The sequence below is a fragment of the Dactylosporangium cerinum genome (assembly GCF_042653625.1).
GTDB lineage: Bacteria > Actinomycetota > Actinomycetes > Mycobacteriales > Micromonosporaceae > Dactylosporangium > Dactylosporangium cerinum.
In genome coordinates, this window is the sequence record NZ_JBHSIU010000010.1 from 447001 (window position 1) to 468008 (window position 21008).

Consider the following 21008-nt stretch of genomic DNA (forward strand, 5'->3'; position numbering starts at 1 on the left):
ACCCATGTCCGGAAAGCAGCAAACTGTGTCGAATGCCTCAGTCGATAGACTTGTGGCCATGTTCGAGGTGGATCCCGGCCGGTATCCCGATGTGGCACCGGCGGGATCTCTCGCCGCGGCGCTGCAGGCCGCCTGTGCCGCGGCGGGGGTGCCGCTGCGGCCGGGGACGGACCCGGCACCGGGCTGGAGGGACAGCGGCGCCAGGGTCTTCAACGGCCAGCTCCTGGCGACGGTGCTGCTCGACCCGGGGGATTGGGCGTTCCGGATGGAGTTCCGGCACGGCGCGACCCTCGTCGCGCACGCGTCCACGACCGAGCTGGCCACCGTGGTCGCCGGCCTGCACGCGTGGCTCTTCGGGACGCGGGCTCTCGCCGGGACCGGGGCTCTCGCCGGGACCGGGGCTCTCTCCGGGACAGGGGTCGAGGAGCTCGCCGCCGTGGTGCCGGCGTTGTGCCACGGTGAGGCCGCCGCGACCCACGGCCGCGGCTCGATCGTCGAGCACGCATGGCGGCGCTACCTGGAGGCGGGGCCGCAGCTGCTGCTGCCGTTGCTCGTGGCGGCGGGCCGGGAACCACGGATCCGTTCGCTGATGCCGTATCAGACCACCCGCGGGATGCTGTTCCACCGGACCGTCGGCTACCCGCCCAGCGCCGACAACATCTCGGTCGTCGTCGTGGACGGCGGCTACCGGGTCGAGGACTGGAACGGCGCCGACCTCGGCACCGCCGACGCGGACGGGGCCGTGGCGCTGATGCTGGACGCACTGCGCGCCCGCTCCGCCTGAGCTCACGTTTCCGGACGAGTGGCCCTTCAGTGACCACGTCTACGTGGTGGCGACCGCGCCGGCGGAAGCGGTCGCCTCGTGGGTGGCGTCGCTGTCCCCGGACGAGCCCGGCTACGAGTGGTGGAACGGAGGGCCGCTGCTGCGGCCGATCGAGGTCCCGGCCGGCGCCCGCGTGGTGACGCTCTGGTGGGACTGACTCAGGTGCTGCGCTGCCGCTGGTAGTGGCGGGCAACGCGGGCGCGGTTGCCGCACGACGGCTTGCACCAGGCCTGCCGCGGGTCGTCCTGGAGGAAGTACCGCACGCAGCGCGGTGCCGGGCAGGCGCGTAACCGGGTGACGTCGGGGCCGGCGAGGAACCCGGTCGCCGCCCCGGCGAAGGTGGCCAGCAGGCGGCCGTCCGCGTCGGTCGCGGTCATCGGGTAGGTCAGCCGCGGCGCCCCGCCGGCCGGCCAGTCCAGCGCCGGCGGTCCCAGCCCGGCGGCGGCCGCGTTCAGCTGCGCGAGGGCCGTCCCGACGTCGATGAGGTTGCGGGCGTCGGCCTTGCTCGGCTCCAGCGGGGACACGGCCCGGGCGAACAGGGAGCGGACCGCCGCGCGCAGCGTCGTCACGCGCCGGCGCAGCTCCTCGGTCGCGGCCGGCGGCTCGGCACCGATGCCCGCCGTCGCGGACAGCCAGCCGGCCAGGCCCTCGACGGTGTCGAGGTCGTCGGCCACGCCGCCGTCGCCGTCGTGCCGGATCGTGCCGACCAGGGCGAGTGAGAGATCCCAGTGGCTCACGCCGACCATGCTAATGGAATCTCCCCTTGATTGCATTTGGTGGTCCGGCTAGCGTGCCTATTGCCATCTTCACTCGATCCCATTAGGAGATCCTCGTGCTCCTGCTTGCGCACATCAGCGACCTGCACCTCGACGGCACCGACCGCAGCCTCGAGCGGGCCGGCCGGGTCATGGACCACCTGCGTGGGCTGCCCCGGCCCGTCGACGCGCTGCTCGTCACCGGCGACATCGCCGACCACGGCGAGGAATCCGAGTACGAGGCCGCCGCCCGGCTCCTGGCCGCGCCGTTCCCGGTCCTGCCGTGCCCCGGCAACCACGACGTGCGCGCCGCCTACCGCAAGGCGCTGCTCGGCGAGCCGGCCGACGGCGGCCCGGTCAACCGGCTCCACCGTGTCGGCGGCCTCGCGGTCCTGATGTGCGACTCGACCATCCCCGGCCGCGACGAGGGGCTGCTCGCCGAGGACACCCTGGAGTGGCTCGCCGGCACCCTCGCCGAGCTGGGCGACACCCCGGCGCTGATCGCGTTCCACCACCAGCCGGTGCCGCTGCACCACCCGCTGCCGGACTCGATGCCGTTGCAGGAGGTGCACGGGCTCGCGGCGCTCCTCGACGCGCACCCGAACGTGATCGCGGTGCTCGCCGGGCACGCACACACGGCCGCGGCGTCGACCTTCCGCGGCCGGCCGCTGCTGGTGGCGCCCGGGGTCACCTGGACCCTGCGGCTGCCGTGGGAGAGCGACCAGCTGGCGGACCTCGACGCGCCGCCCGGGCTGGCGTACCACATCCTCGACGACGCCTGGAACCTCGTCACGCACTACCGCGTCGTGCGCTGATGCCCGCACCCGGCGTAATCGGTTTCGTGGTGGCGATCCTGCCGCTGATCGTTCTGCCCGGCGCCAGTCTGACCCTGCTCAGCCACCGGGTCGCCCGCGACGGCGCGCGGCGGGCGGTGCCGGTCATCCTCGGCACCGTCACCGGCCTGTACGTCCATGCCACCCTCGCCGCCGCCGGCCTGTCCGCGCTGGTGATGCGCTCCAGTGAGCTGTTCACCGCGGTCCGGCTCGGCGGCGCCGCCTATCTGATCGGGCTCGGCGTCTGGACCTGGCGATCGCGCCCGCCCGTGGCTTCGGCCTCCGCCTCCGCCTCCGCCTCTGCCTCTGCTTCGGCTTCGGCTTCGGCTTCGACCTCAGCTTCGGCTTCTGCCTCAGCTTCTGCTTTGGAGTCGGCCGGCTCGCCGCAGCCGGCGTATCTGCAGGCGTTGCTCGGCAACGTGCTCAACCCGAAGGCCGCGGCCATCTTCCTGACCCTGGTGCCGCAGTTCGTCGACCCGCACGCGGCGATCGTCCCGCAGATCTTCGTCCTCGCCACCGCGCAGGCCGCGCTGATCACCGTCTGGCTGCTCGGCTGGACCGTGCTGATCGGCCGGGCCCGCCCGACGGCGTCCCCGGTGGTGCAACGGGTCGCCGGGGCGGTCCTCGTCGCTCTCGGCGTCCGCGCCGCGGTGGCGTGAGGCCCAGTGAGGCTTATCGAATCCGGTCGTAGACGAGCGCCAGGGTGCCGTGCTCGCCGGCGGTCTGGCTGGTGAGGGTCCACTGCCCGGTGGGCAGGCCGTCGTCGAAGAGGCGCGGCCCGCCGCCGAGGAACACCGGGAAGATGTTCAGCGCCAGCCGGTCCACCTGGTCGGCGGCGAGGAGCGCCTTGATGACGCTCGCGCTGGACAGCACGAGGATGTCGCCGCCGTCGGTCGCCTTGAGGTCCGCGACCACCTCGGCGGTCGGCTTGTCGACGACCGTCGTGCGCTCCCACGGTGCCGCACCGAGGGTGGAGGACAGGACCACCTTGTCGGTGTCGACGAGCCACTGCGCGAACGCCTGGTCCCGCGGGTCGGCGCCCTCCATGTCGATGACGGTCGGCCAGAACCCGAGGAACCCCTCGGCGTTGACCCGCCCGAGCAGCGCCGTCGTCGCCGGCCGCCACAGGCTCGTCAGATGGTCCCGGGCGACGTCGGTGATGGCGTATGGCATCACCCAGCGCATGTCCACGGGGTTCTCCGGCGCCGCGTAGCGGCCGTCGAGGGAGAGGCTCATGTTGGTGACGACCCTGCGGCCGGTCTGCTCGGTCATTTCGCGCTCCTGATCTCGGTGCTCATTGGGTACGCGGTCACGGCCGCGACGAGTTTGTCGAGGCTCTGGCCGAAGCCGAGCTCGATCCCCGCGATGAAGTCCGCGGAGTCGATCGTGCTGTCGGTGATGCGGTACAGGGCGTCGAGCTCCGTGCCCGCGCCGCTGGGCCGCAGGTGCAGGTCCACGTGGGAGGTGAAGGCGGCCGCGCCGCCGGGCAGCAACGGCGAGTTGCGGTACCGGAGGCGTTCGCCGGGACGCACGTCGTCGACGACGCCCTCCGCGCGCCCGACGACCAGGTCGGAGCCGTCGGCGTCCTCGGCGTCGCGGTATTCCAGGACGACCCGCCCGCCGGGGCGCGCCTCGAAAACGAGTTCGGAGACCCGCAGGTCGTCCGGTGTCCACCAGTGGGCGAGCAGGTCGGGCTCGGTCAGATACCGCCAGACGAACTCCGGGCTGCCGGTCAGGTCCCGCCGGAACGTGAACGACCGGCCGTCGGCCCACCCCTCCCCGTCGGCGGCGAGCCGCTCAGCCTGGACGGTGCGCCCGTGCCGCTCGAACGACTCGTTCGGGCCGCCGGACCGCTCGGCGGCGTCGGCGAGCCGGACCAGTTCCACCGCGAGGTCCCGCAGCGGGCCGGGCCGCAGCGCGTAGATGCGGCGCTGGCCGATCCGCTCGGCGGTGACGACCTCGGCGCGCTCGAGGGTCTGCAGGTGCTTCGTCGTCTGCGGCTGGCGCGCCCCGGTGAGCTGAGCGAGGACACCGACCGAGCGGGGGCGCTCGGCCAGCAGCGCGACGAGCCGCCACCGGGCCGGGTCCGCCAGGGCGGTGAGGAGTACGTCCATGCCAGGAAGTATGCTTCCAAGAGAATATTCCTGTCAAGGAATAACTTCAGGCGCCCGCCAGCTCCAGCCGCTGTTCGGCCTCGTCCGGCTCCAGCCACCGGCCGCCGTCGAGGTGGGCCTTCTTGGCGTTGAACGCATACACCCACAGCCCCGCGGCCCAACCGGCGGCGATCTCGTCGGCGGACCAGACGCGACCGGAGGCGCGCTGGTAGGCGGCCAGGAACGCGGCCGACTCGGCGACGGTCGCCGCCCTGGGCACCATCCCGCACGGCCACACCGCGGCGGCCAGCCCGACCAGCACGGCCTCCGGGGCCACGATGACGCTGTCCCAGTCGTGGACCGCGAGCGGCCGGTCCCCGTCCCAGCGCAGATTCTGCGCCTCCCAGTCACCATGGCCGATGCGTTGGCGGCGTCCGGCGGGGGTACGCACGAAGCGCTCCAACCGGCGCCGCACCCGCATCCCGGTCTCGTCGAGCCAGGGCGTGGCGTGCTCGGGTGCGTTGAGGTCGTCGTCCCGGTCGTCGGCGGCGGGCCAGGGGCCGGGCAGCGGGTGGTCCCACGCCGTCCAGGGCAGGTCCGGCGCGAGGGTGCCGACCGCTTCCGGCCGTGGGGCCAGCGCGACCAGGCGGGCCAGCAGCCCGGCGAACCGGCCGGCCGGGTCGGAGCCGGGGGCCGTCGACCCTCCCGGCACGTACACCTCGGCACTCACCGCCAGTCCGTTCTGGGCCGCCAGTCCGTTCTGGGCCGCCAGTCCGTTCTGGGCCGCCAGTCCGTTCTGGGCCGCCAGTCCGTTCTGGGGCGTCGGGCCGTTCTGGGCTGTCAGGCTGTTTTCGGCCGTTGGGCCGTTCTGGGCCGTTGGGCTGTTTTCGGCCGTGGCGCCGTTCTCGGCCGTCGGGCCGGTGAGTGGCTCGGGTGCGGGGAAGCCGGCGCGCCACAGCGCGCGCTGCACGGCGGTGCAGGCGGCCAGGCGGGGCAGGGCAGGCCGGACCTTGACGACCACCGATCGGCCGTCAGCCAGCCGCACGCCGTACACCCGGGACAGGTGACCGGACGTGAACAGCGCATCGTCAACGGAAGAGCCGAGATGACGTTCGCACCAGCGCCCGACGTCGAAGCTCGCATCCGGTCGCGTAACGGCCATCGTCCATCAATATCGGAGCCGTTGACCGAAGACCAGGATCGGCGGTAAGAATCCGGCCCCGGCTCGCACTACTCGTGACGGCGTACCTTCCCTTCCGAGGAGCTGAAGCCTGTGACCGACGCCGAACGGTTCACCTCGATCTATGACGCGCATCATCGGCAGGTGTACGGGTACGCGGTGACCCGGGCCGGCCGTGAGCACGCCGACGACGTGGTGGCCGACACCTTCCTCGTCGCCTGGCGCCGGGTGCGCGAGATACCGGCGACCCCGCTGCCGTGGCTGCTGGGCGTGGCCCGAAACGTGGCCCGTGAACGATTTCGGGACGAGGTCCGGCAGGGTGCCATCGCCGCCGAACTGCGGACCTGGATCCGCGAGGCGGAGGACGACGTGGCCGAGCACGTCACCGACCGGGCCGCCGTCCTGCACGCGCTGGGCCGTCTCAGCGAGGACGACCGGGAGCTGCTGACCCTCACTGCCTGGCACGGGCTGTCCGCCCGGGACGCCGCGCGGGTCGTCGGCTGCTCGACGGCCACGTTCTTCGTCCGTTTGCACCGGGCCAGGAAACGGCTGCAGGAGGCCATGACCGCGACACCCCGCACCGATCGCAAGCCCAGGACGGCCCTCACCGAGGAGTACAGCTGATGACCACCCGACCCGAAGACGTGATGCAGCTGCTGGCCGACGCCCGGCCGGGACGCCTCGACCCGGACGGCCGCCCCGACCCGGCGAACTACACCGCGCAATCGGTTACGCGCCGCCGCTCGGTGCCGCGGCGCCTGATCTTGGCCGGTGCGTTGCCGATGGCTGCCGCCGCGACCGCCGTCGCGTTGGTGCTGACCGGCGGCGGCACCGACCCCGTGCCGGCCCCGCCGGGATCGCCCGCCGGGCCCGGCTCGCCCGGTGCCGCCGCCACGCCCGGCTCGGCCCGCGAGCTGCTGCTCGTCGCCGCCGCGCAGACCGACGCGAGCGCCACGGCGACCAGCGGCCGGTACTGGGTGCGGGTCCAGGAGCACGGGGAGCGCAAGGAGGTCGGCCGCTACGGGATCGCGTCGCGCCTGCTCATCGAACGGTGGCTGGCGAGCGCGGCCGGCGACCCGAACGTCGAGGTGTACCAGAACCTGGGCGCCGCCCCGGTCACTGCGGCCGACGAGGCGGCCTGGAAGGCCGACGGCTCGCCGCAGCAGTGGACCGAGACCGGGCCGAAGGGCACGCCGCCGATCGTCCGGACCACCGCGGTCGGGCCGCGCCAGGTGCGTGCCATTCGCGGGTTGCTGCCGATGATGATCGCCGGCCGGCAGGTGACCGCCGCCGACCTCGCGGGCCTGCCGTCCGAGCCGGGCGCGCTGAAGTCGTGGTTGACCGCACGGCTGCCGCAGCATGCCGACGATGACCTGTTCTACGCCGGCCGTGACCTGGTCGCGGAGCTGCCGGTGAGCGCGGCGGTGCGGGCGGCCGCGTACCGGATGCTCGCCGACCTCCAGGGCGTCGACTTCCTCGGCGTGGTCCAGGACCGGCAGGGCCGGTCGGGCATGGCGGTCGCGTTCACCCGCCGCGGCGACGGCGGCTGGGGCCAGCAGCGCCTGATCGTCGACCCGGGGACCGGCCGGGCACTCGCGCAGGAGTCGTGGTTCCTCGGCTCCGCCGCGACCCCGGCCGGGCCCGGCACGCTCATGAGCTGGACCGTGTACGTCCGTGCCGGCTTCACCGACGAGGCGGCGCCCACACCCTAGATCTGTTCACCTGGTCCGGGTGGCATCGTGCGACCGTCCACGTTGTACGGTGCCATCCGTGACGTCCTACCACCAGCGGTTCCTGGCCGGCGAACACCGCGAGGTCTGGGCCGAGCTCGGCGGCCTCGGGTCGGTCCCGGCCGGCCTCGCCGACGACGTGGCGGCGGTCGCGGACGAGACGATGCGCCGCGTCGCCGTCCACGCGCGGCGGCTCGCCGCAGCGCTGCCGGAGCTCGGCCTCGTCTCGTCGCGGCCACTGCACCTGCCGCCGACCGCGGAGGACCTCGCCGACCTGTCGCGGCTCGACACCGAGATCGGCGGGCTGCCCGCGGCGCTGGCGGCCTGCCTGCGCGAGGTCGGCCAGGTGATGTTCACCGGCGACTGTCCCGTGCTCGGCATCACCTACGAGGAGATGGAGCCCGAGGACACGCCGCTGCCCGACCCGCTCGTCACTCCCGGCGCCGACTGGCTGCGGCAACAATGGGACGACCACCGCGACGCGTACGGCGATCCCGGGCCGTTCCACTTCACGTTCTCGCCCGACGACCTGACCAAGGCGAACATCAGCGGCCTGTCGTACCAGATCGACCTGCCCAGCGATGCCGCCGACCCGCCCCTGACCGGTATCACGTGGCGGACCGGTCCGATCACGCTTGTGGAGTACCTGCGGACCTCGATCGCGTGGGGCGGCCTGCCGGGCTGGTCGACCGCGCCTGACGACGTCCCCACGGAACTCGGGCAGCTGCGGGTCACGCCTGACTTCTGACCTCGTAGTGGGTCACGGTGACATTGCCGTCGACCAGCTGTGAACCGACGGTCTGCAGGTTCAGGCGCCGATCGGGCGCGGCGAAGAGGCGCCGGCCGCCGCCGAGGACGACGGGGTGCACTGCCACGTGGTACTCGTCGATGAGGCCGAACCCGGTCAGCGCGGCCGCGAGGGCGGCGCCGCCGGTCAGCAGCAGGTCCGCGCCCGCCTCGGCCTTCAGTGCGGTCACCTCGTCGCGGAGGTTGTCGCTGATGACGCGGCTGGTCCAGTCGTCGCCCTGAAACGTCCGGGAGAACACGATCTTCGGCGTGGCCCGCCAGAACGGCGCGAAGGCGGTCACGTGCGGGTCGTCGGTGAGCTGCTCGGCCGTCGGCCAGAACCCGACCATCATCTCCCACACCGGCCGGCCGAACAGCAACGTGTCGACGCGCTTGTCGAGCCCTTCGGAGTACGCCGACAGCTCCGGGCCCATGGTGGGCCAGTCGAACTCGCCGTTCGGCCCGTCGATGAACCCGTCGACCGAGGTGTGCACCCAGTAGATGATCTTGCGCATGGCCGGCTCCCTGTGCTTGTTCGTGTGCGTCTTCATCGTGTCGCCGATTGGTCGGCGCCGCCGGGGACCGCTCGACATGGGCCGGATGTGACCTGGACCACTCGCGGTTTTTGTCGTACCCCTGTGCGAAGGTGTGCGGGTGGTCGTCGTGTTTGAAGGTGAGCTGTGGTCGTGGGACGCGAGGCGGGCCGACAGCTGGGTGTTCGTGACGCTGCCGGAGGACGAGTCGGAGGAGATCCGGGACGTGGCCGGGGGAGTGCGGCGCGGGTTCGGGTCGCTGCGCGTGCGGGTGACGGTCGGCGGCACCAGCTGGAAGACGTCGATCTTCCCGGGCAGCGGGGGCGGCGCTTACGTGCTGCCGCTCAAGCGGCCGGTGCGCAAGGCCGAGTCGCTTGAGCTCGGCGACGTCGCGTCGGTGACGGTCGAGCTGCTCGACGTGTGACCGGCGGAGCGCGTGCACGATCTGGGACAGGTTGCCTGGCGGCGCGATGTTCGCGACGACGGTGCCGTTGAGGGCGCAGTGGCGCGCGGCGATGACACGGGGGACTGGGCGATGCGGTGCTGACGGAGTATCAGGAGCAGTTGCGGGCGAGGTATCGGTCCGCCCCTCTCGCCGCGCCACCGGCGCCATGGCTGCCGCCGCGACCGGTGATCGTCGGCGGGCTGCAGGGCGTCGGGTTCGGTGTGCATCCCGACACCGGCGAGGACCTGGTGATGGTCGTGTCGATGGACGGCTTCGGCCTGCTCGAGGCGAGCACGGGCGAGCGGATCGCGCGTGACCGTGAGCCCGACCCCGAGGTCTCGACGCCGTGCGGTCCGGATCTCGCCTGTCCCGGTATCGGCGTGCTGGCGGGGACCCGGGTGAGGATCGCGGGGCTGTTCGGCGGCGGCCTGCACTCGACCACCGAGGACGGCTGGATGGTCGACGTGGTCGCTCCCGACTGGCCGCACCATCGGGTCATCCTGTCCGCGGACGGCGGCCTCAACCGCGGTGACCACGGGACCACGTGGTGGCACCTCGGCAACGACGAGCGGTCGGGGGAACTGCGCGCGGCGGGCTTCTCGCCGTCGGGGCGCACGCTCGTGATCGCCACCGCCAGCGACGTCACGCTCATCGTCAGGCCTGAGGCCGGCCCGTAGGGCACACCGCGCCGGGCCGACCCCGGGCCGGCCCGTTAGGGCCTGCTCACCGGCACTGCGGAGGACTGGATCAGCATCCTTTGCCGGCTCGTGCTGCGCCGGGGGTGGATCTCCCCGGTGATCGAAGACGCCGACCGGCTGCCCGCAGGCCGTGCCTGACTTCGATCACCATCACCGCGGTGCAGGTGGACGTCGCGGGGCCGGCGACCACACCCGGCGCCCCGCGCCGATGCCCTGGTTGACAAGCAGTCTGAGCTTCGCGGCACTGCCGTTACCTCGGGGTTGAGCCGTCCACGGTGCGCACCTGCAGCCACATGCCCGTGGAGCGGAGCTGCTGCACGAGGTCCAGGCCGGGGCGCTGGTTCGTCCCAGGCAGCACGAAGACGAACTCGACGCCCTCGCCGCGGCCGCCGGGCCAGACGACCGTCACGGCGGTGCGGGTGAACGTCAGCGCGGCCGCCAGCAGCGCGTGCTCGACCGCGTCCACGCCCTCACCGACCGTGGTCAGGTGATAGGCGACCACTCCCCGGTATATCTGCACGGGCACATTGTCGCCGCGGAGCACCACGTTGCACAGAGGCAGGCGCGTCCTACGGCACGAGCTGCGCGGCGGGCGGGGTGGTGTCGCGGAGGCGGGCGGCGTCCTGGCTCGGCGGCGCGCCGAACTGGCGGCGGTACTCGCGGCTGAACTGCGACGGGCTGTCGTACCCCACGCGATGGCCGACCGTGGTGACGTCGTTGGGGTGGGTGGACAGCAGCAGCCGGGCCTGCTGCAGCCGGATCTGCTTCTGGAACTGGATCGGGCTCATCGCGGTGACCGCCTGGAAGTTGCGGTAGAACGCCGACACGCTCATCCCGGCCAGCTTCGCCACGTCCTCGACCCGGAACGCCGAGCGGTAGTTGTCGCGGATCCAGCGGACCGCGTGAGCGACGTGGGAGAGGCTGCTGTCGGCCAGGCCGAGCTGGCGCACCACGGCACCCTGCTCGCCGGTGATGAGCCGCCACAGGATCTCGCGCTTGATCAGCGGGGCGAGCACCGGGATGTCGCGCGGCCGGTCGAGCAGGCGCAGCATCCGCACGGCGGCGTCGACGAGCTCGGCCGGTGCGTCGCTGACGGCGAGGGCGGACGGGGTGCCGCCGTCGGTGCGGGCGACGTCGCCGGGTTGCGCCTGGAGGAGCAGTTCGGCGATCGCCGACGGGTCCAGGCGCAGGCCGAACCCGAGGGCCGGGCGGGCCCGGCTCGCCTCGGTGTAGTGGCCGGTCACGGGCAGGTCGACGGACGCGACGAGGTACTGGCCGGCGCGGTACTCGTACACCCGGTCGCCCAGCGCGAGGGTCTTCGCGCCCTGCGCGATGAGGGCGAGGACGACGCCCGACATCGACGCCGACGGTTCATGGGCCCGTTCGGCCCGGCCGATGAGGACGCCGTCGACGACGGTGGTCCAGTCGGGCCGGGCGTGGCGCTCCAGCAGCGCGCGCAGTTCCTCCACGGGTCGATGACACCACAGGGACAGGAGTCCCGGCAAGGAGAGGATCAGGCAAGTCATTGCGAGCATCGTTCTACTGTTTCGGCAGCTCAGACCGCTTTCATTGAGGAGACGGAAATACCAACCGAGCAACGAACAGGCAGGTGCAGCGATGAGCGTGGCAATCGTCGTCGGAGCGAGTTCCGGGATCGGGCAGAGCACGGCCGTTCAGCTGGCCAGGCGCGGGACGGACGTGATCCTGACCTACAGCGGCAACGAGGCGGGTGCGCTGGAGACGGCCGCCGCGGTCGAGAAGGAGGGCCGCGTCGCCGTCGCGCTACGGCTGGACGTCGGGCGGACGGAGACGTTCCCGGCGTTCCGCGGGCAGGTGGTCACCGCGCTGCGCGACACCTGGCAACGGGACACGTTCGACCACCTCGTGAACAACGCCGGGTTCGGGGGGATGGCCAGGTTCGAGGACACCACCGAGGAGCTGTTCGACAAGTTCCTGCGGGTGCTGCTGCGGGGTCCGTACTTCCTGACCCAGCAGCTGTTGCCGTTGCTGGCCGACGGTGGTGCCATCGTCAACGTCAGCAGCAACTCGGCGCTGTCCAGCGGGCTGGTCGAGGCCGGGTACTCGGCGTACGCCACGATGAAGGGCGGCCTGAACGTGCTGACCCGCGTCCTGGCCAAGGAACTGGCCCCGCGGGGCATCCGGGTCAACGCGGTCTCGCCGGGCCCGACGCGCACCAGGATCTCCGACGCCTCGGGGGTGGTGGCGTTCGAGGCGTTTCCGGAGGCCATCCCCATGCTCGCGGCCAAGACCGCGCTGGGGCGGATCGGGGAGCCCGACGACATCGGCATGGTGATCGCCACGCTGCTCGGGGAGGAGGGGCGCTGGATCACCGCGCAGAACATCGAGGTGTCCGGCGGCTACGACCTTTAAGCCCTTGAAGCGAGACGAACAAAGCCCTTACAGCGCGACGAACTGGTAGCCGCGCGACTGCAGCGCCGGGATGACGGTCGCCAGGGCGGCGCAGGTCTGCGCGCGGTCGCCGCCGCCGTCGTGGCAGAGCAGGATCTGGCCGGGGTTGGCGGCGAGCATCCGGTCGGTGATGGAGCGGATGCCGGGGCGGGTCCAGTCGCGGGGGTCGTTCGTCCAGTTGATCGGCACCATCCGGGCCTTCGCGGCGGCGGCGAACACGGCTGGGGAGACGGCGCCGCCGGGGGAGCGGAAAATGGTCGGCAGCTTCCCGGTGGTGTCGTAGATCTTGTCCTGGGCCCGGTCGACCTCCTGCTGGACGCGGCCCGGGACGTACCCGGCGATCTTCGCCGGGTGGCTCCACGTGTGGTTGGCGACGTGGTGACCCGCCGCGACGATGTCCCGGGCGACCGTCTCGTGGCCGAGGATCTGGTTGCCGATGAGGCAGAACAGGGCGGGCACGTGGTACCGGTCGAGCAGCCGCAGCACCTTCGGTGTCCACATGGGGTGCGGGCCGTCGTCGATGGTGAGGGCCACCGCGTTGGCGGGGAACGGCGGGCCGGGGACCAGCCGGCGGTATTCCTGGAGGGTGAACACCGGCCGGTCCAGCTGCGGCAGGGGCGGCGGCGGGGCGGACGGCGACGGCGTCGGGCCGGCGGGTGGCCCGGCGACGGGAGTGGTCGCCGGGGGGAGGGTCGCCGGCTGCCGGTGCGGGCCCGCAGAGCCGCCGGCGACGAGCGCGGTGCCCGTCGCGGCCAGGCCGGCGCCGAGCAGGCGTCTGCGGGACAGTCCGGTCACTCGGCCACCTCCGGTGCATGGTCGCGCCGTGCCGACGCACTGTTCATGACGCGATCGCCGAACCATCGGTTGCACGCGAGCGTCAGTTGTCGCGGTCCAGGGTGTACCGCCGCTGCAGGATAACGGCCACCGTCATGAGCGCGGCCGGCACCAGGGCGAAACCATACCGGACCGCGGCGAGCGCGCCGGGTGACTGCGCGGTGTGCTCGCCGGCCTCGCTGGCCACGAAGCCGCCGACGGCGAGGGCGGCGGCGTAGACGTACGGGCCGAGCGCGCCGCCGGTCGCCTCCGTCGCGGTCCAGACGCCGGTGTAGCTGCCCGCGCGGGTCGTGCCGTCGGGGCCGGACGCGGCGATCACGTCGGGCAGCATCGAGAACGGCAGCAGTTGCATCGCGGCGAACGCGATGCCGAGCACGGCGACCGCGGCGACGATCAGCGGCAGCCCGGCCGTGGCGCCGAGGGCCAGGACGAGGGACCCGGCCACGAACGCGGCCTGCGCGAGGAGCAGCCCGCGCTGCTTGCCGATGCGGCGGGCCACGACGACCCACACCGGTGTGGCGAGGATCGCGGGTGCCACGAATGCTGCGACGAGGACCGTGGTGAGCTTCGGCCGGCCCAGCTCGTACTCCGCGAAATACGGAACAGCGGCCAGCACCAGGTGGGTTGTGGTCGACATGGCCAGGTAGGCCGCGACCAGGGGGCGGAACTGCCGGTCGCGCAGGGACGTCAGCAACCCGTGCCGGCTGCCGCCGGACGGTGCCGCGGTCAGCGGGGCGGCGGTGGTGAGCCGGCGGACCCCGGCGATGCCGACCAGCATCGCGGCCAGCATGGCGGCGCCGAGCAGCAGGCCCATGCGGGTGTACCCGCCGACCGTCGGGTCGTCCTGCCCGGCGATCAGCGGCGCGGCGACCCCGCTGAGCAGGATTCCGACCGTGAGCACGACCATCCGGAACCCCATCAGGCGGGTCCGCTCGTGGTAGTCGATGCTCAGGTCGGCCGGGGTGGCAAGGTAGGGGACCTGGTAGGCGGCGAACAGGAGGTTCCCGGCGATGAACGCGACCGCGACCCACAGCCCCGCCGGGGCGCCGCGCAGGCCGGCGGGCACGGCGAACATCGCGGCGAACGCGACGGCGAGCGCGCAGCCGACGAGCATGAGCCGCCGGCGGTGCCCGCGCCGGGCCAGATCGGCGTCGGAGAGGCGGCCGACCCACGGGTGCAGGATCACGTCGACGACTTTCGGCGCGAGCAGCACGAACCCCGCGAGCAGCGGCGGGACGGCGAGGACGTCGGTGAGGAAGTACAGCAGGAGCAGGCCGGGCACGGTGACCCAGACGCCCATGCCGACGGATCCGGTCGCGAACGGGATGAGGCCGCGCAGCGGCAGCCGGATGTTCGTCATCAACCACGCTCCCGTAATCCAACGTGCGATGGATAATAGGCGACGATGGACGATCTGAACAGCACGCGACGGCGGCCCGGCCGGCCCCGCGCCGGCGACGCCGGACCGACCCGCGACGTTATCCTTCGGGTGGCGACGGACCTGTTCGCGCGCAACGGTTTCGACGCGGTGAGCCTCCGCGCGGTCGCCGACGCCGCGGGGGTCGACGTGGCCACCGTGCACCACCACGCGGGCGGCAAGCTCGTGCTGTACCAGTCCTGCTTCGCGCTCGTCTTCGAGGCCGAACGCCGCGCCCTGGAGCCGGTGATCGCGGCCGCGGCCGAGCCCGGCGGTGACCTGCTCGCCGCGCTGCACCGGGTCGTGGACGCGTTCGTCGACTTCCTGGAGGAGCGGCCCGAGACCACCGGCCTGTGGCTGCGTCGCTGGCTGGAGCCGCAGCGGCACGCCGGCATCGACGAGCAGTTCTCAACCCCGCTGTATGACCAGGTCGAGCGGGTCCTCGCGGCGGCGGACCGGGCCGGGGTGCTGCACGAGCCACAGCCGCACCTCGCCGTGCGCAGCCTCATCTGGGCCGTGCACGCGCACGCGGTGACCGGGCTGCACGGCGAGATCCCGGCCGACAGCCGGTTCGCGCTGCGGGCGTTCGTGCACCGCTGGCTGGAGCGCATGTACGGGCCTTGACGCCCCGGCGGTCGGTGACCCAGAATCCAACACGTGTTGGAATACCGGGTGGTGGTGATCGGCGCCGGGCCGGCCGGGCTGGCCACGCTCAAGGCCCTGGCCGACGCCGGCGTGTCCGCCGTGTGCTTCGACGCCGGCGACCGGCCCGGCGGCCTGTGGGTGTTCGGCGGGCCGCACTCCTCGGCGTACCGCACCCTGCACCTCAACACCAGCCGCACCCGCACCGAGTTCGCCGACTTCCCGATGCCCGCGGACTGGCCCGACTACCCGGGCCACGCGCTGATCGCGGACTACCTGGCCGACTACGCCCGCACGTTCGACCTCGCCGGGCTGATCCGGCCGCGGCACGTCGTCACGCGGGTCCGCCAGAACCCGGCCGGCGGCTGGACGGTGACCGCCGACGGTCCACGGGGGACGGTCGAGGTGACCGTGGAGGCGGTCGTCGTGGCCAGCGGGCACAACACCGTGCCCCGGCTGCCCGACCCGCCGCACCCCGGCGGGCTGACCGCCGAGCAGCTGCACAGCCACGACTACCGCGGACCCGAGCAGTTGCAGGGCCGGCGGGTGCTCGTCGTCGGCGGCGGCAACTCGGCCATGGACATCGCCGTCGACGCCTCCCACGTCGCCGCGCGCACCCTGCTGTCGGTGCGCCGCGGCATCTGGATCGTGCCGAAGTACCTGTTCGGCAAGCCTTCCGACACGCTCAACGGTGCCTTGGCCAAGCGCCTGCCGTGGCGGGCCCGGCAACGCATCAGCCAGACGATGCTGCGGCTCGCGGTCGGCCCGCCGCAGCGATACGGACTGCCCGCACCCAGCCACGGCTTCCTGCAGGACCATCCCACGCTGTCCGACGCCCTCCTGCCCCGGATCACCCACGGCGAGATCGAGGTGCGCCCGGCGATCACCCGCTTCGACGGCGTCGACGTGGAGTTCGACGACGGCCGCACCGACCCGGTCGACCTGGTGGTCTGGTGCACGGGGTACCGCGTCGACGTGCCCTTCCTCGACCCCGCGCTGCTCGGCGAGGGTGCCGACCGGCTGCCCCTCTACCGGCACGTGTTCCACCTCGACGCGCCCGGGCTCATGTTCGTCGGGCTGATGCAGTCCACGGGCGCCGCGCTGCCGGTCGTCGAGGCCCAGGCCCGTCTGGTCGCGGGGCACCTCGCCGGCTCGTACGTTCCGCCGCCCGTGGCCGCCCAGCGCGAGGACTGCGCCGCCGAGCTGCGCGCAGCGAAGGCCCGGTGGGGCGACCGGCGCCCGGCGATGCGGATCGACTTCGACGCGTACCTCGACCTCGCCGCGCGCGAGCTGGCGGCTGGACGGAAACGAGCATGAACAGTCTGCAGGGCCGGCGGGTGCTGGTCACCGGCGCGAACGGCACGTTCGGCCGGTTGCTCTGCGCGCAGTTCGCCGCGGCGGGCGCGACCGTGGCCGGCATCGACCTGGTGGCCGTCGACGGTCCCGTCATCGTTTTCGCGGGCGACCTGACCTCGGCCACCGCCGTCCCGGACGTCGTCGCCGCGGCCGTCGCCCACCTCGGCGGCCTCGACCTGCTCGTCAACAACGCCGGCGTCGGCGGCCCGGCCCCGGCCGAGCTGCCACCGGACGAGGTCGTCGCGCGGCAGCTGGACGTCAACCTCCTGGCCGCCTGGCGGACGACCGCCGCGGCCCTGCCGGCCCTCGAGGCGTCCCGCGGCCGGGTCGTGTTTGTCGCCAGCCGGATGGCGGTCCTGCCGCTGCCCCTCGCCGCCGCCTACGGCGTCAGCAAGCGCGCCCTCGTCGCGTACGCCGACGCGCTGCGGCTCGAGGTCGGCAGCCACGTGGGGGTGAGCGTCGTGTACCCGAGCATGGTCGCCTCCCCGATCCACGACACGACCGCGGCGGCCGGCCTGTCCCTGCAGGGCGTGTCCCGGCTCGAACCCGTCGAGGGTGTCGTCGCCGCGATCCTGCGCGCGGCCACGGCCCGCAAGCCACCGCGCGACGTCGCCACGACCCGCCGCGGCCGCTTCGAAATGGCCGTGGCACGGCACTTCCCGGCCCTCGCCGACGCGATGGTCCGCCGCACCGTGGCGTCCCGCCTCGCCGCCGGCGCGTTCGACGGCGCCCCGCTCGCGGCCGGCATGATCCGCCGACACCACTGAGCCTTTCTGCCTCCCCGCCTCCGTGATCCGGAAGACTTTGGGTAGTCAGGGGTGCACAAGGTCTTCCGGATCATGAGAAAAGTCGCGGCGCAGCGTCTCCAAGTCATCGATGAGCGCGTGGAGGCGGTCGGGGCCGAGGGCGGCGGAGATGCGCCGCTCGACCTGCGCGCAGACCGGCGGCGCCCTCTTCGCCGTCGAGGTCCGGATGGCGCCTGGCGGCGGACCGCCGGTCATGCACCGGCACGCGCCCGGCGAGGTGTACCACGTCACCGAGGGCGAGTTCACCTTCTATCTCGCCGACGGTGACGGGCCGGCGCGCCGGATCACGGCCGGCCCCGGCGACGTCGTCCCGCTCGCCGGCGGCACCCCGCACACGGTGCGCAACGAGTCCGCGGCCGACGCGGTCGCGTTCGTCGTGCACGCGCCGGGCGCACCGATGGAGGGCTTCAGCCGCGCCGTCGCCGCCCTCGCCGATCCGGACATGGCATCGGTGCTGGAGGTGGCCGCCGCCAACGGCATCGAGCTGCTCGGACCGGTCAGCTGAGCTGCCGCAGTACCAACGAAACCGCCGCCTCGGCAGTCTCGACCGTCGGGTAGGACGGCCCGGCCTCCGGACCCGCGACCGTCCAGCTGCCGACCGCGGCGAGCGGCCGGGCGAGGCGCATCGCGAATCCGATTTCGCTCAGCGTCCCCCATCCACCGCCGACGGCGATGAGCCCGTCCGCGGTCCGGGCGACGAGCCCGTTGCGCAGCTCTCCCATGCCGGTCGGCAGCGCGACGGTCAGGAACGGGTTGCCCTCGGCCCGGTTCATGCCCGGCAGCAGCCCGACGGTCACCCCGCCGCGCTCATACGCCCCGCGGCACGACGCGAGCATCACCCCGCCACGGCCGCCGGAGACGAGCACGGCACCCGCCTCGGCGAGCAGCACGCCGACCCGCTCGGCGACCCGCTCCTGCTCCGGCGTGGCCTGCCCGGCCCCGATCACCGCGACGTAGGGCCTGTCCATTCCACCGACGATACCCAGTCAGCCCTGCTGCGTCGGCACGATGATCACCTCGGCCAGGTTGACCCGGGTCGGCGCGGCGGCCGCGTAAACGATTGCGTCCGCGACGTCGTCCGGGGTCAGCGCCTCGAGGGAGTCCCGCCACTGGGCGAGGGTCTCCCGCTGGCCGGCGTCGAGCATGCCGTCGCCGAGTTCGGTGAGGACGAAGCCGGGCTCGATGTTCTTCACCCGCACCCCGCGCGGCCCGAGCTCGGCCCGCAGGTTGCGGGTGAGGTGCGCGACGGCGGCCTTGGTGGCCGTGTAGACGCCGTAGTTGGGAAAGACGGTGTGCCCGCCGATCGAGCCGACATGCACCAGGTCCGCGGGCCGCCCCTCGGCCGCGGTGGCGAGCAGGTCGTCGATGAAGGCCCGGCCGGTGTACAGCAGGCCGTTCACGTTCGTGCCGATCATCTGGTCCCACTCGGTGGTCTGCGCCGACTCGAACGGCGCGGCGAGCATGACGCCGGCGTTGGCGACGACGAGGTCCACCCGGCCGAATGCCGCCCGGACGGTCGCCGCCACACCCCGCATCGCGTCCAGGTCGCCGACGTCCGCGGCGACCGGCAGGGCGTTGCCGCCGATGCCGGCCGCGAGTTCCTTGAGGCGCCCCTCGCGCCGCCCGACGAGGGCGACGGACGCGCCGCCGTCCGCCAGCCGTTTCGCGGTCGCCGCGCCGATGCCGCTGGTGGCCCCGGTGACGACCGCGACGCGGCCGGCCAGAGCGTTCGTGTTGGTCATGCCTCCACCGTCGCGCCCTTCCAGGGCCGCTGCCAGGACGGTGTTTTCCTAGGGGTACCAGGGCCAGGCAGACCGTTCCACAGCGACCTAACCTGGGAGGATGCAGAGCGACAACCGCCTCGGCGAGTTCCTGCGGGCCCGCCGGGAGGTGGCCCGCCCGGAGGACTTCGGCCTGCCCGAGCCCGGCCGCCGCCGGACCCCGGGGCTGCGCCGCGAGGAGGTCGCCCTGCTCGCCGGCGTCAGCGCCGACTACTACGTCCGCCTGGAACAGGGCCGTGACAAGCACCCGTCCGACCAGGTGATCGAGGCCTTGGCAAGGGTGTACACACTGAATGACGAAGGCGTCGCACACCTGCGGGAACTGGCCCGGCCCGCCGCCCGCCCCCGCCGCCGGTCGCGCCAACCGGAGCGGGTCAGCCCCGGCCTGCTGCGCCTGCTGGACCTGTGGCCGGCCACACCCGCCCTGGTGGTCGGCCGCCACCTCGACGTCCTGGCCAACAACCGGCTCGCGGCCGCCCTCAACCACTGCTCGGTCAAGGGCCAGAACATGGTCCGGGTGACGTTCCTGGAGCCCTACGCCCGCCGCGTCTACGCCGACTGGCCCCGCGTCGCCGCCGAGACCGTGGCGAGCCTGCGCGCCAGCGCCGGCACCGACCTCGACGACCCCCGCCTCACCGACCTGGTCGGCGAGCTGTCCCTGAAGAGCGACGACTTCCGCCGCCTGTGGGCCCGCCACGACGTGGCCGCGAAGACCGCCGGCACCAAGCGGTTCGACCACCCGATGGTCGGCGACCTGACCCTGTCTTACGAGTCGTTCACCGTCAACGGCGCCCCGGGCCAGCAACTGCTCGTCTACCACGCCGCCCCGGACACCCCGTCCGCCCAGGCCCTCACCCTGCTCGGCAGCATCGCCGCCGACGAGGTCCCGCTTACGGCTGGAAGTAGTCCGACATCACGCGGCTGACCCATTCCGGTTGCTTGGGGTCGACCGGGAGGAACTCCGTCATCGTCGGCTTCAGGTCGATGACCGGGGTGCCGGAGACCGCGTCGAGGCCCACCACAGTCAGTTCGCGGCCGCGGACGGACTCGATGGCACAGGTTGTGACGCCGATGCGGTTCGGGCGGCGGGGGCCGCGGCCGGCGAAGATGCCGATCGGCGGGAGGTCGGGGCGGCCGCGCCAGGGGCGGGGTTCGCGGTAGTCGCCGCCGTCGGGGAACTGGTCGAAGACGTAGAGGACCTCCACGTGGGAGTAGTCCTCCAGCCCCTGCAGGCACGCGTCGCCGAAGCGCTCGTCGACGACGATCGTGCTGCGCACGGCGCCCCAGTTGTCGCTGTTCTGGACGTCCGTCCGGTCGTTGTGGACCGTACCGATCGAGGCGATCTCGAAGTTGACCATGACCCGAGGCTATCCGGTGACCCGCCGGCCCATGGAAAGGCCCGAGTCGGCGTAGCCGCGGCGGCCGTAGAACCGGACGGCACCTGCGTTGCGGTGATGGATCCCGGCCGACAGGTACGCGATCCCGGCGTCCGCCGCCCACCGCTCCGCGGTACCGACCAGTGCCGCACCGACGCCTCCGCCACGCGCCTCGGCCGCCACCACGGTGTGGATCTGAGCGGACGGCTCCGGCCGCAGGATCTGGTGATCCGGCGGTTCCGGGTTGCGGATCACCTCGACCATACCGACGACCTGGCCTGCCACCTCTGCGACCAGCACCGCGTGCCTTCCCGGGTCCCCGGCCAAGACCGCGGTGAAGTGGCGGCGTACCGCTTCCTGCTCCGGCACGCGGTAGATCTCCGGCTCCAGGGCGAGGTGCGCCTCGGCATTGGCCACGCGCAGCCGCACGAGGATGTCGACGTCAGCCGGTGTCGCCGACCGCACCGTGAGGTCCCTGTCTCGCACCGGC

Annotated in this window: 28 protein-coding genes; 15 read left to right on the top strand and 13 right to left on the bottom strand. The window is 73.0% G+C overall.

The features are described from left to right. Window positions 1-58: 58 nt before the first annotated feature. Together ACFPIJ_RS08445 and ACFPIJ_RS08450 are read left to right on the top strand one after the other, a co-directional pair. Entirely contained in the window at window positions 59-784 is a 726-nt protein-coding gene (locus tag ACFPIJ_RS08445; RefSeq protein ID WP_380114099.1) for a DUF6193 family natural product biosynthesis protein, read from the top strand. Between the two features lie 43 nt (window positions 785-827). After that, window positions 828-980: a hypothetical protein gene (locus ACFPIJ_RS08450; protein WP_380114100.1), complete on the top strand. Its 153-nt coding sequence runs from the start codon at window positions 828-830 to the stop codon at window positions 978-980. A gap of 1 nt (window position 981) precedes the next feature. On the opposite strand, the gene ACFPIJ_RS08455 is transcribed toward ACFPIJ_RS08450, so the two are convergent. After that, window positions 982-1560 carry a CGNR zinc finger domain-containing protein gene (locus ACFPIJ_RS08455; protein WP_380114101.1) on the bottom strand — a complete coding sequence of 193 codons (579 nt, stop codon included), beginning with the start codon at window positions 1558-1560 and terminating at the stop codon, window positions 982-984. A 95-nt stretch (window positions 1561-1655) separates the two neighbouring features. Between ACFPIJ_RS08455 and ACFPIJ_RS08460 the strand changes: the two genes are divergently transcribed. Together ACFPIJ_RS08460 and ACFPIJ_RS08465 are read left to right on the top strand one after the other, a co-directional pair. Then, on the top strand, window positions 1656-2393 hold the full coding sequence (locus tag ACFPIJ_RS08460; protein WP_380114102.1) for a phosphodiesterase: 738 nt from the start codon (window positions 1656-1658) through the stop codon (window positions 2391-2393). Next, window positions 2393-3070 carry a LysE family translocator gene (locus ACFPIJ_RS08465; protein WP_380114103.1) on the top strand — a complete coding sequence of 226 codons (678 nt, stop codon included), beginning with the start codon at window positions 2393-2395 and terminating at the stop codon, window positions 3068-3070. The genes ACFPIJ_RS08460 and ACFPIJ_RS08465 overlap by 1 nt, the downstream gene beginning before the upstream one ends. Window positions 3071-3083: 13 nt before the next feature. Here the strand turns inward: ACFPIJ_RS08465 and ACFPIJ_RS08470 are convergent, their stop codons facing one another. From ACFPIJ_RS08470 to ACFPIJ_RS08480, 3 genes are read right to left on the bottom strand one after another with little or no spacing between them, the layout of a single operon-like run. Beyond that, complete coding sequence (locus tag ACFPIJ_RS08470; protein ID WP_380114104.1) at window positions 3084-3683, bottom strand: dihydrofolate reductase family protein; 600 nt, start codon at window positions 3681-3683, stop codon at window positions 3084-3086. Next, window positions 3680-4525, bottom strand: a complete 846-nt coding sequence (locus ACFPIJ_RS08475; protein ID WP_380114105.1) for a metalloregulator ArsR/SmtB family transcription factor — start codon at window positions 4523-4525, stop codon at window positions 3680-3682. Before ACFPIJ_RS08475 ends, ACFPIJ_RS08470 begins: the two co-directional genes overlap by 4 nt. Before the next feature lie 46 nt (window positions 4526-4571). Continuing rightward, the gene (locus ACFPIJ_RS08480) at window positions 4572-5666 is read right to left on the bottom strand and encodes an aminoglycoside phosphotransferase/kinase family protein (RefSeq protein WP_380114106.1); all 1095 of its coding nucleotides are present in this window, start codon (window positions 5664-5666) and stop codon (window positions 4572-4574) included. A gap of 111 nt (window positions 5667-5777) precedes the next feature. Here ACFPIJ_RS08480 and ACFPIJ_RS08485 point away from each other — a divergent pair, with 111 nt between their 5' ends. From ACFPIJ_RS08485 to ACFPIJ_RS08495, 3 genes are read left to right on the top strand one after another with little or no spacing between them, the layout of a single operon-like run. Then, entirely contained in the window at window positions 5778-6308 is a 531-nt protein-coding gene (locus ACFPIJ_RS08485) for an RNA polymerase sigma factor (protein WP_380114107.1), read from the top strand. Then, entirely contained in the window at window positions 6308-7396 is a 1089-nt protein-coding gene (locus tag ACFPIJ_RS08490; protein WP_380114108.1) for a CU044_5270 family protein, read from the top strand. Before ACFPIJ_RS08485 ends, ACFPIJ_RS08490 begins: the two co-directional genes overlap by 1 nt. A 58-nt stretch (window positions 7397-7454) precedes the next feature. Beyond that, a complete protein-coding gene (locus tag ACFPIJ_RS08495; protein ID WP_380114109.1) occupies window positions 7455-8162 on the top strand; it encodes a hypothetical protein in 708 nt (235 codons plus the stop codon). On the opposite strand, the gene ACFPIJ_RS08500 is transcribed toward ACFPIJ_RS08495, so the two are convergent. After that, window positions 8146-8715, bottom strand: a complete 570-nt coding sequence (locus ACFPIJ_RS08500; RefSeq protein ID WP_380114110.1) for a dihydrofolate reductase family protein — start codon at window positions 8713-8715, stop codon at window positions 8146-8148. The genes ACFPIJ_RS08495 and ACFPIJ_RS08500 overlap by 17 nt on opposite strands. A 139-nt stretch (window positions 8716-8854) precedes the next feature. Here ACFPIJ_RS08500 and ACFPIJ_RS08505 point away from each other — a divergent pair, with 139 nt between their 5' ends. Both ACFPIJ_RS08505 and ACFPIJ_RS08510 read left to right on the top strand, forming a co-directional pair. After that, window positions 8855-9157, top strand: coding sequence for a DUF1905 domain-containing protein (locus ACFPIJ_RS08505; RefSeq protein ID WP_380114111.1), 303 nt, complete (start codon window positions 8855-8857; stop codon window positions 9155-9157). Window positions 9158-9273: 116 nt separating this feature from the next. Then, entirely contained in the window at window positions 9274-9855 is a 582-nt protein-coding gene (locus tag ACFPIJ_RS08510) for a hypothetical protein (protein ID WP_380114112.1), read from the top strand. Between the two features lie 271 nt (window positions 9856-10126). Here ACFPIJ_RS08510 and ACFPIJ_RS08515 read toward each other — a convergent pair whose 3' ends face one another. After that, window positions 10127-10396: a hypothetical protein gene (locus tag ACFPIJ_RS08515; protein ID WP_380114113.1), complete on the bottom strand. Its 270-nt coding sequence runs from the start codon at window positions 10394-10396 to the stop codon at window positions 10127-10129. A gap of 49 nt (window positions 10397-10445) precedes the next feature. Next, window positions 10446-11345 carry an AraC family transcriptional regulator gene (locus tag ACFPIJ_RS08520; RefSeq protein ID WP_380114114.1) on the bottom strand — a complete coding sequence of 300 codons (900 nt, stop codon included), beginning with the start codon at window positions 11343-11345 and terminating at the stop codon, window positions 10446-10448. Window positions 11346-11493: 148 nt separating this feature from the next. On the opposite strand from ACFPIJ_RS08520, the gene ACFPIJ_RS08525 reads away from it, so the two are divergent. After that, window positions 11494-12267: an SDR family NAD(P)-dependent oxidoreductase gene (locus tag ACFPIJ_RS08525; RefSeq protein WP_380114115.1), complete on the top strand. Its 774-nt coding sequence runs from the start codon at window positions 11494-11496 to the stop codon at window positions 12265-12267. Window positions 12268-12294: 27 nt separating this feature from the next. Here the strand turns inward: ACFPIJ_RS08525 and ACFPIJ_RS08530 are convergent, their stop codons facing one another. Together ACFPIJ_RS08530 and ACFPIJ_RS08535 are read right to left on the bottom strand one after the other, a co-directional pair. After that, a complete protein-coding gene (locus ACFPIJ_RS08530; protein ID WP_380114116.1) occupies window positions 12295-13101 on the bottom strand; it encodes a polysaccharide deacetylase family protein in 807 nt (268 codons plus the stop codon). A gap of 82 nt (window positions 13102-13183) precedes the next feature. Beyond that, a complete protein-coding gene (locus ACFPIJ_RS08535; RefSeq protein WP_380114117.1) occupies window positions 13184-14500 on the bottom strand; it encodes an MFS transporter in 1317 nt (438 codons plus the stop codon). Between the two features lie 45 nt (window positions 14501-14545). On the opposite strand from ACFPIJ_RS08535, the gene ACFPIJ_RS08540 reads away from it, so the two are divergent. The 4 genes from ACFPIJ_RS08540 to ACFPIJ_RS08555 all read left to right on the top strand — a co-directional run bounded on the left by ACFPIJ_RS08540 (window position 14546) and on the right by ACFPIJ_RS08555 (window position 17866). Continuing rightward, window positions 14546-15181 (top strand): TetR/AcrR family transcriptional regulator, encoded by a 636-nt coding sequence (locus tag ACFPIJ_RS08540; RefSeq protein ID WP_380114118.1) that lies wholly within the window; start codon window positions 14546-14548, stop codon window positions 15179-15181. Between the two features lie 33 nt (window positions 15182-15214). Then, window positions 15215-16516, top strand: a complete 1302-nt coding sequence (locus tag ACFPIJ_RS08545; protein ID WP_380114119.1) for a flavin-containing monooxygenase — start codon at window positions 15215-15217, stop codon at window positions 16514-16516. Continuing rightward, complete coding sequence (locus ACFPIJ_RS08550; RefSeq protein WP_380114120.1) at window positions 16513-17322, top strand: SDR family NAD(P)-dependent oxidoreductase; 810 nt, start codon at window positions 16513-16515, stop codon at window positions 17320-17322. The genes ACFPIJ_RS08545 and ACFPIJ_RS08550 overlap by 4 nt, the downstream gene beginning before the upstream one ends. 148 nt (window positions 17323-17470) lie before the next feature. Beyond that, window positions 17471-17866 carry a cupin domain-containing protein gene (locus ACFPIJ_RS08555; RefSeq protein WP_380114121.1) on the top strand — a complete coding sequence of 132 codons (396 nt, stop codon included), beginning with the start codon at window positions 17471-17473 and terminating at the stop codon, window positions 17864-17866. Here the strand turns inward: ACFPIJ_RS08555 and ACFPIJ_RS08560 are convergent. Together ACFPIJ_RS08560 and ACFPIJ_RS08565 are read right to left on the bottom strand one after the other, a co-directional pair. Next, window positions 17859-18329, bottom strand: a complete 471-nt coding sequence (locus tag ACFPIJ_RS08560) for a TIGR00725 family protein (RefSeq protein WP_380114122.1) — start codon at window positions 18327-18329, stop codon at window positions 17859-17861. The genes ACFPIJ_RS08555 and ACFPIJ_RS08560 overlap by 8 nt on opposite strands. Window positions 18330-18347: 18 nt before the next feature. After that, on the bottom strand, window positions 18348-19103 hold the full coding sequence (locus tag ACFPIJ_RS08565; RefSeq protein WP_380114123.1) for an SDR family oxidoreductase: 756 nt from the start codon (window positions 19101-19103) through the stop codon (window positions 18348-18350). Between the two features lie 100 nt (window positions 19104-19203). Between ACFPIJ_RS08565 and ACFPIJ_RS08570 the strand changes: the two genes are divergently transcribed. Continuing rightward, on the top strand, window positions 19204-20067 hold the full coding sequence (locus ACFPIJ_RS08570) for a helix-turn-helix transcriptional regulator (protein WP_380114124.1): 864 nt from the start codon (window positions 19204-19206) through the stop codon (window positions 20065-20067). Here the strand turns inward: ACFPIJ_RS08570 and ACFPIJ_RS08575 are convergent. Beyond that, complete coding sequence (locus tag ACFPIJ_RS08575) at window positions 20033-20500, bottom strand: SAM-dependent methyltransferase (RefSeq protein WP_380114125.1); 468 nt, start codon at window positions 20498-20500, stop codon at window positions 20033-20035. The two genes, ACFPIJ_RS08570 and ACFPIJ_RS08575, sit on opposite strands and share 35 nt — an antisense overlap. A 9-nt stretch (window positions 20501-20509) precedes the next feature. Further along, window positions 20510-21004, bottom strand: a complete 495-nt coding sequence (locus tag ACFPIJ_RS08580; protein ID WP_380114126.1) for a GNAT family N-acetyltransferase — start codon at window positions 21002-21004, stop codon at window positions 20510-20512. Window positions 21005-21008 lie beyond the last annotated feature (4 nt).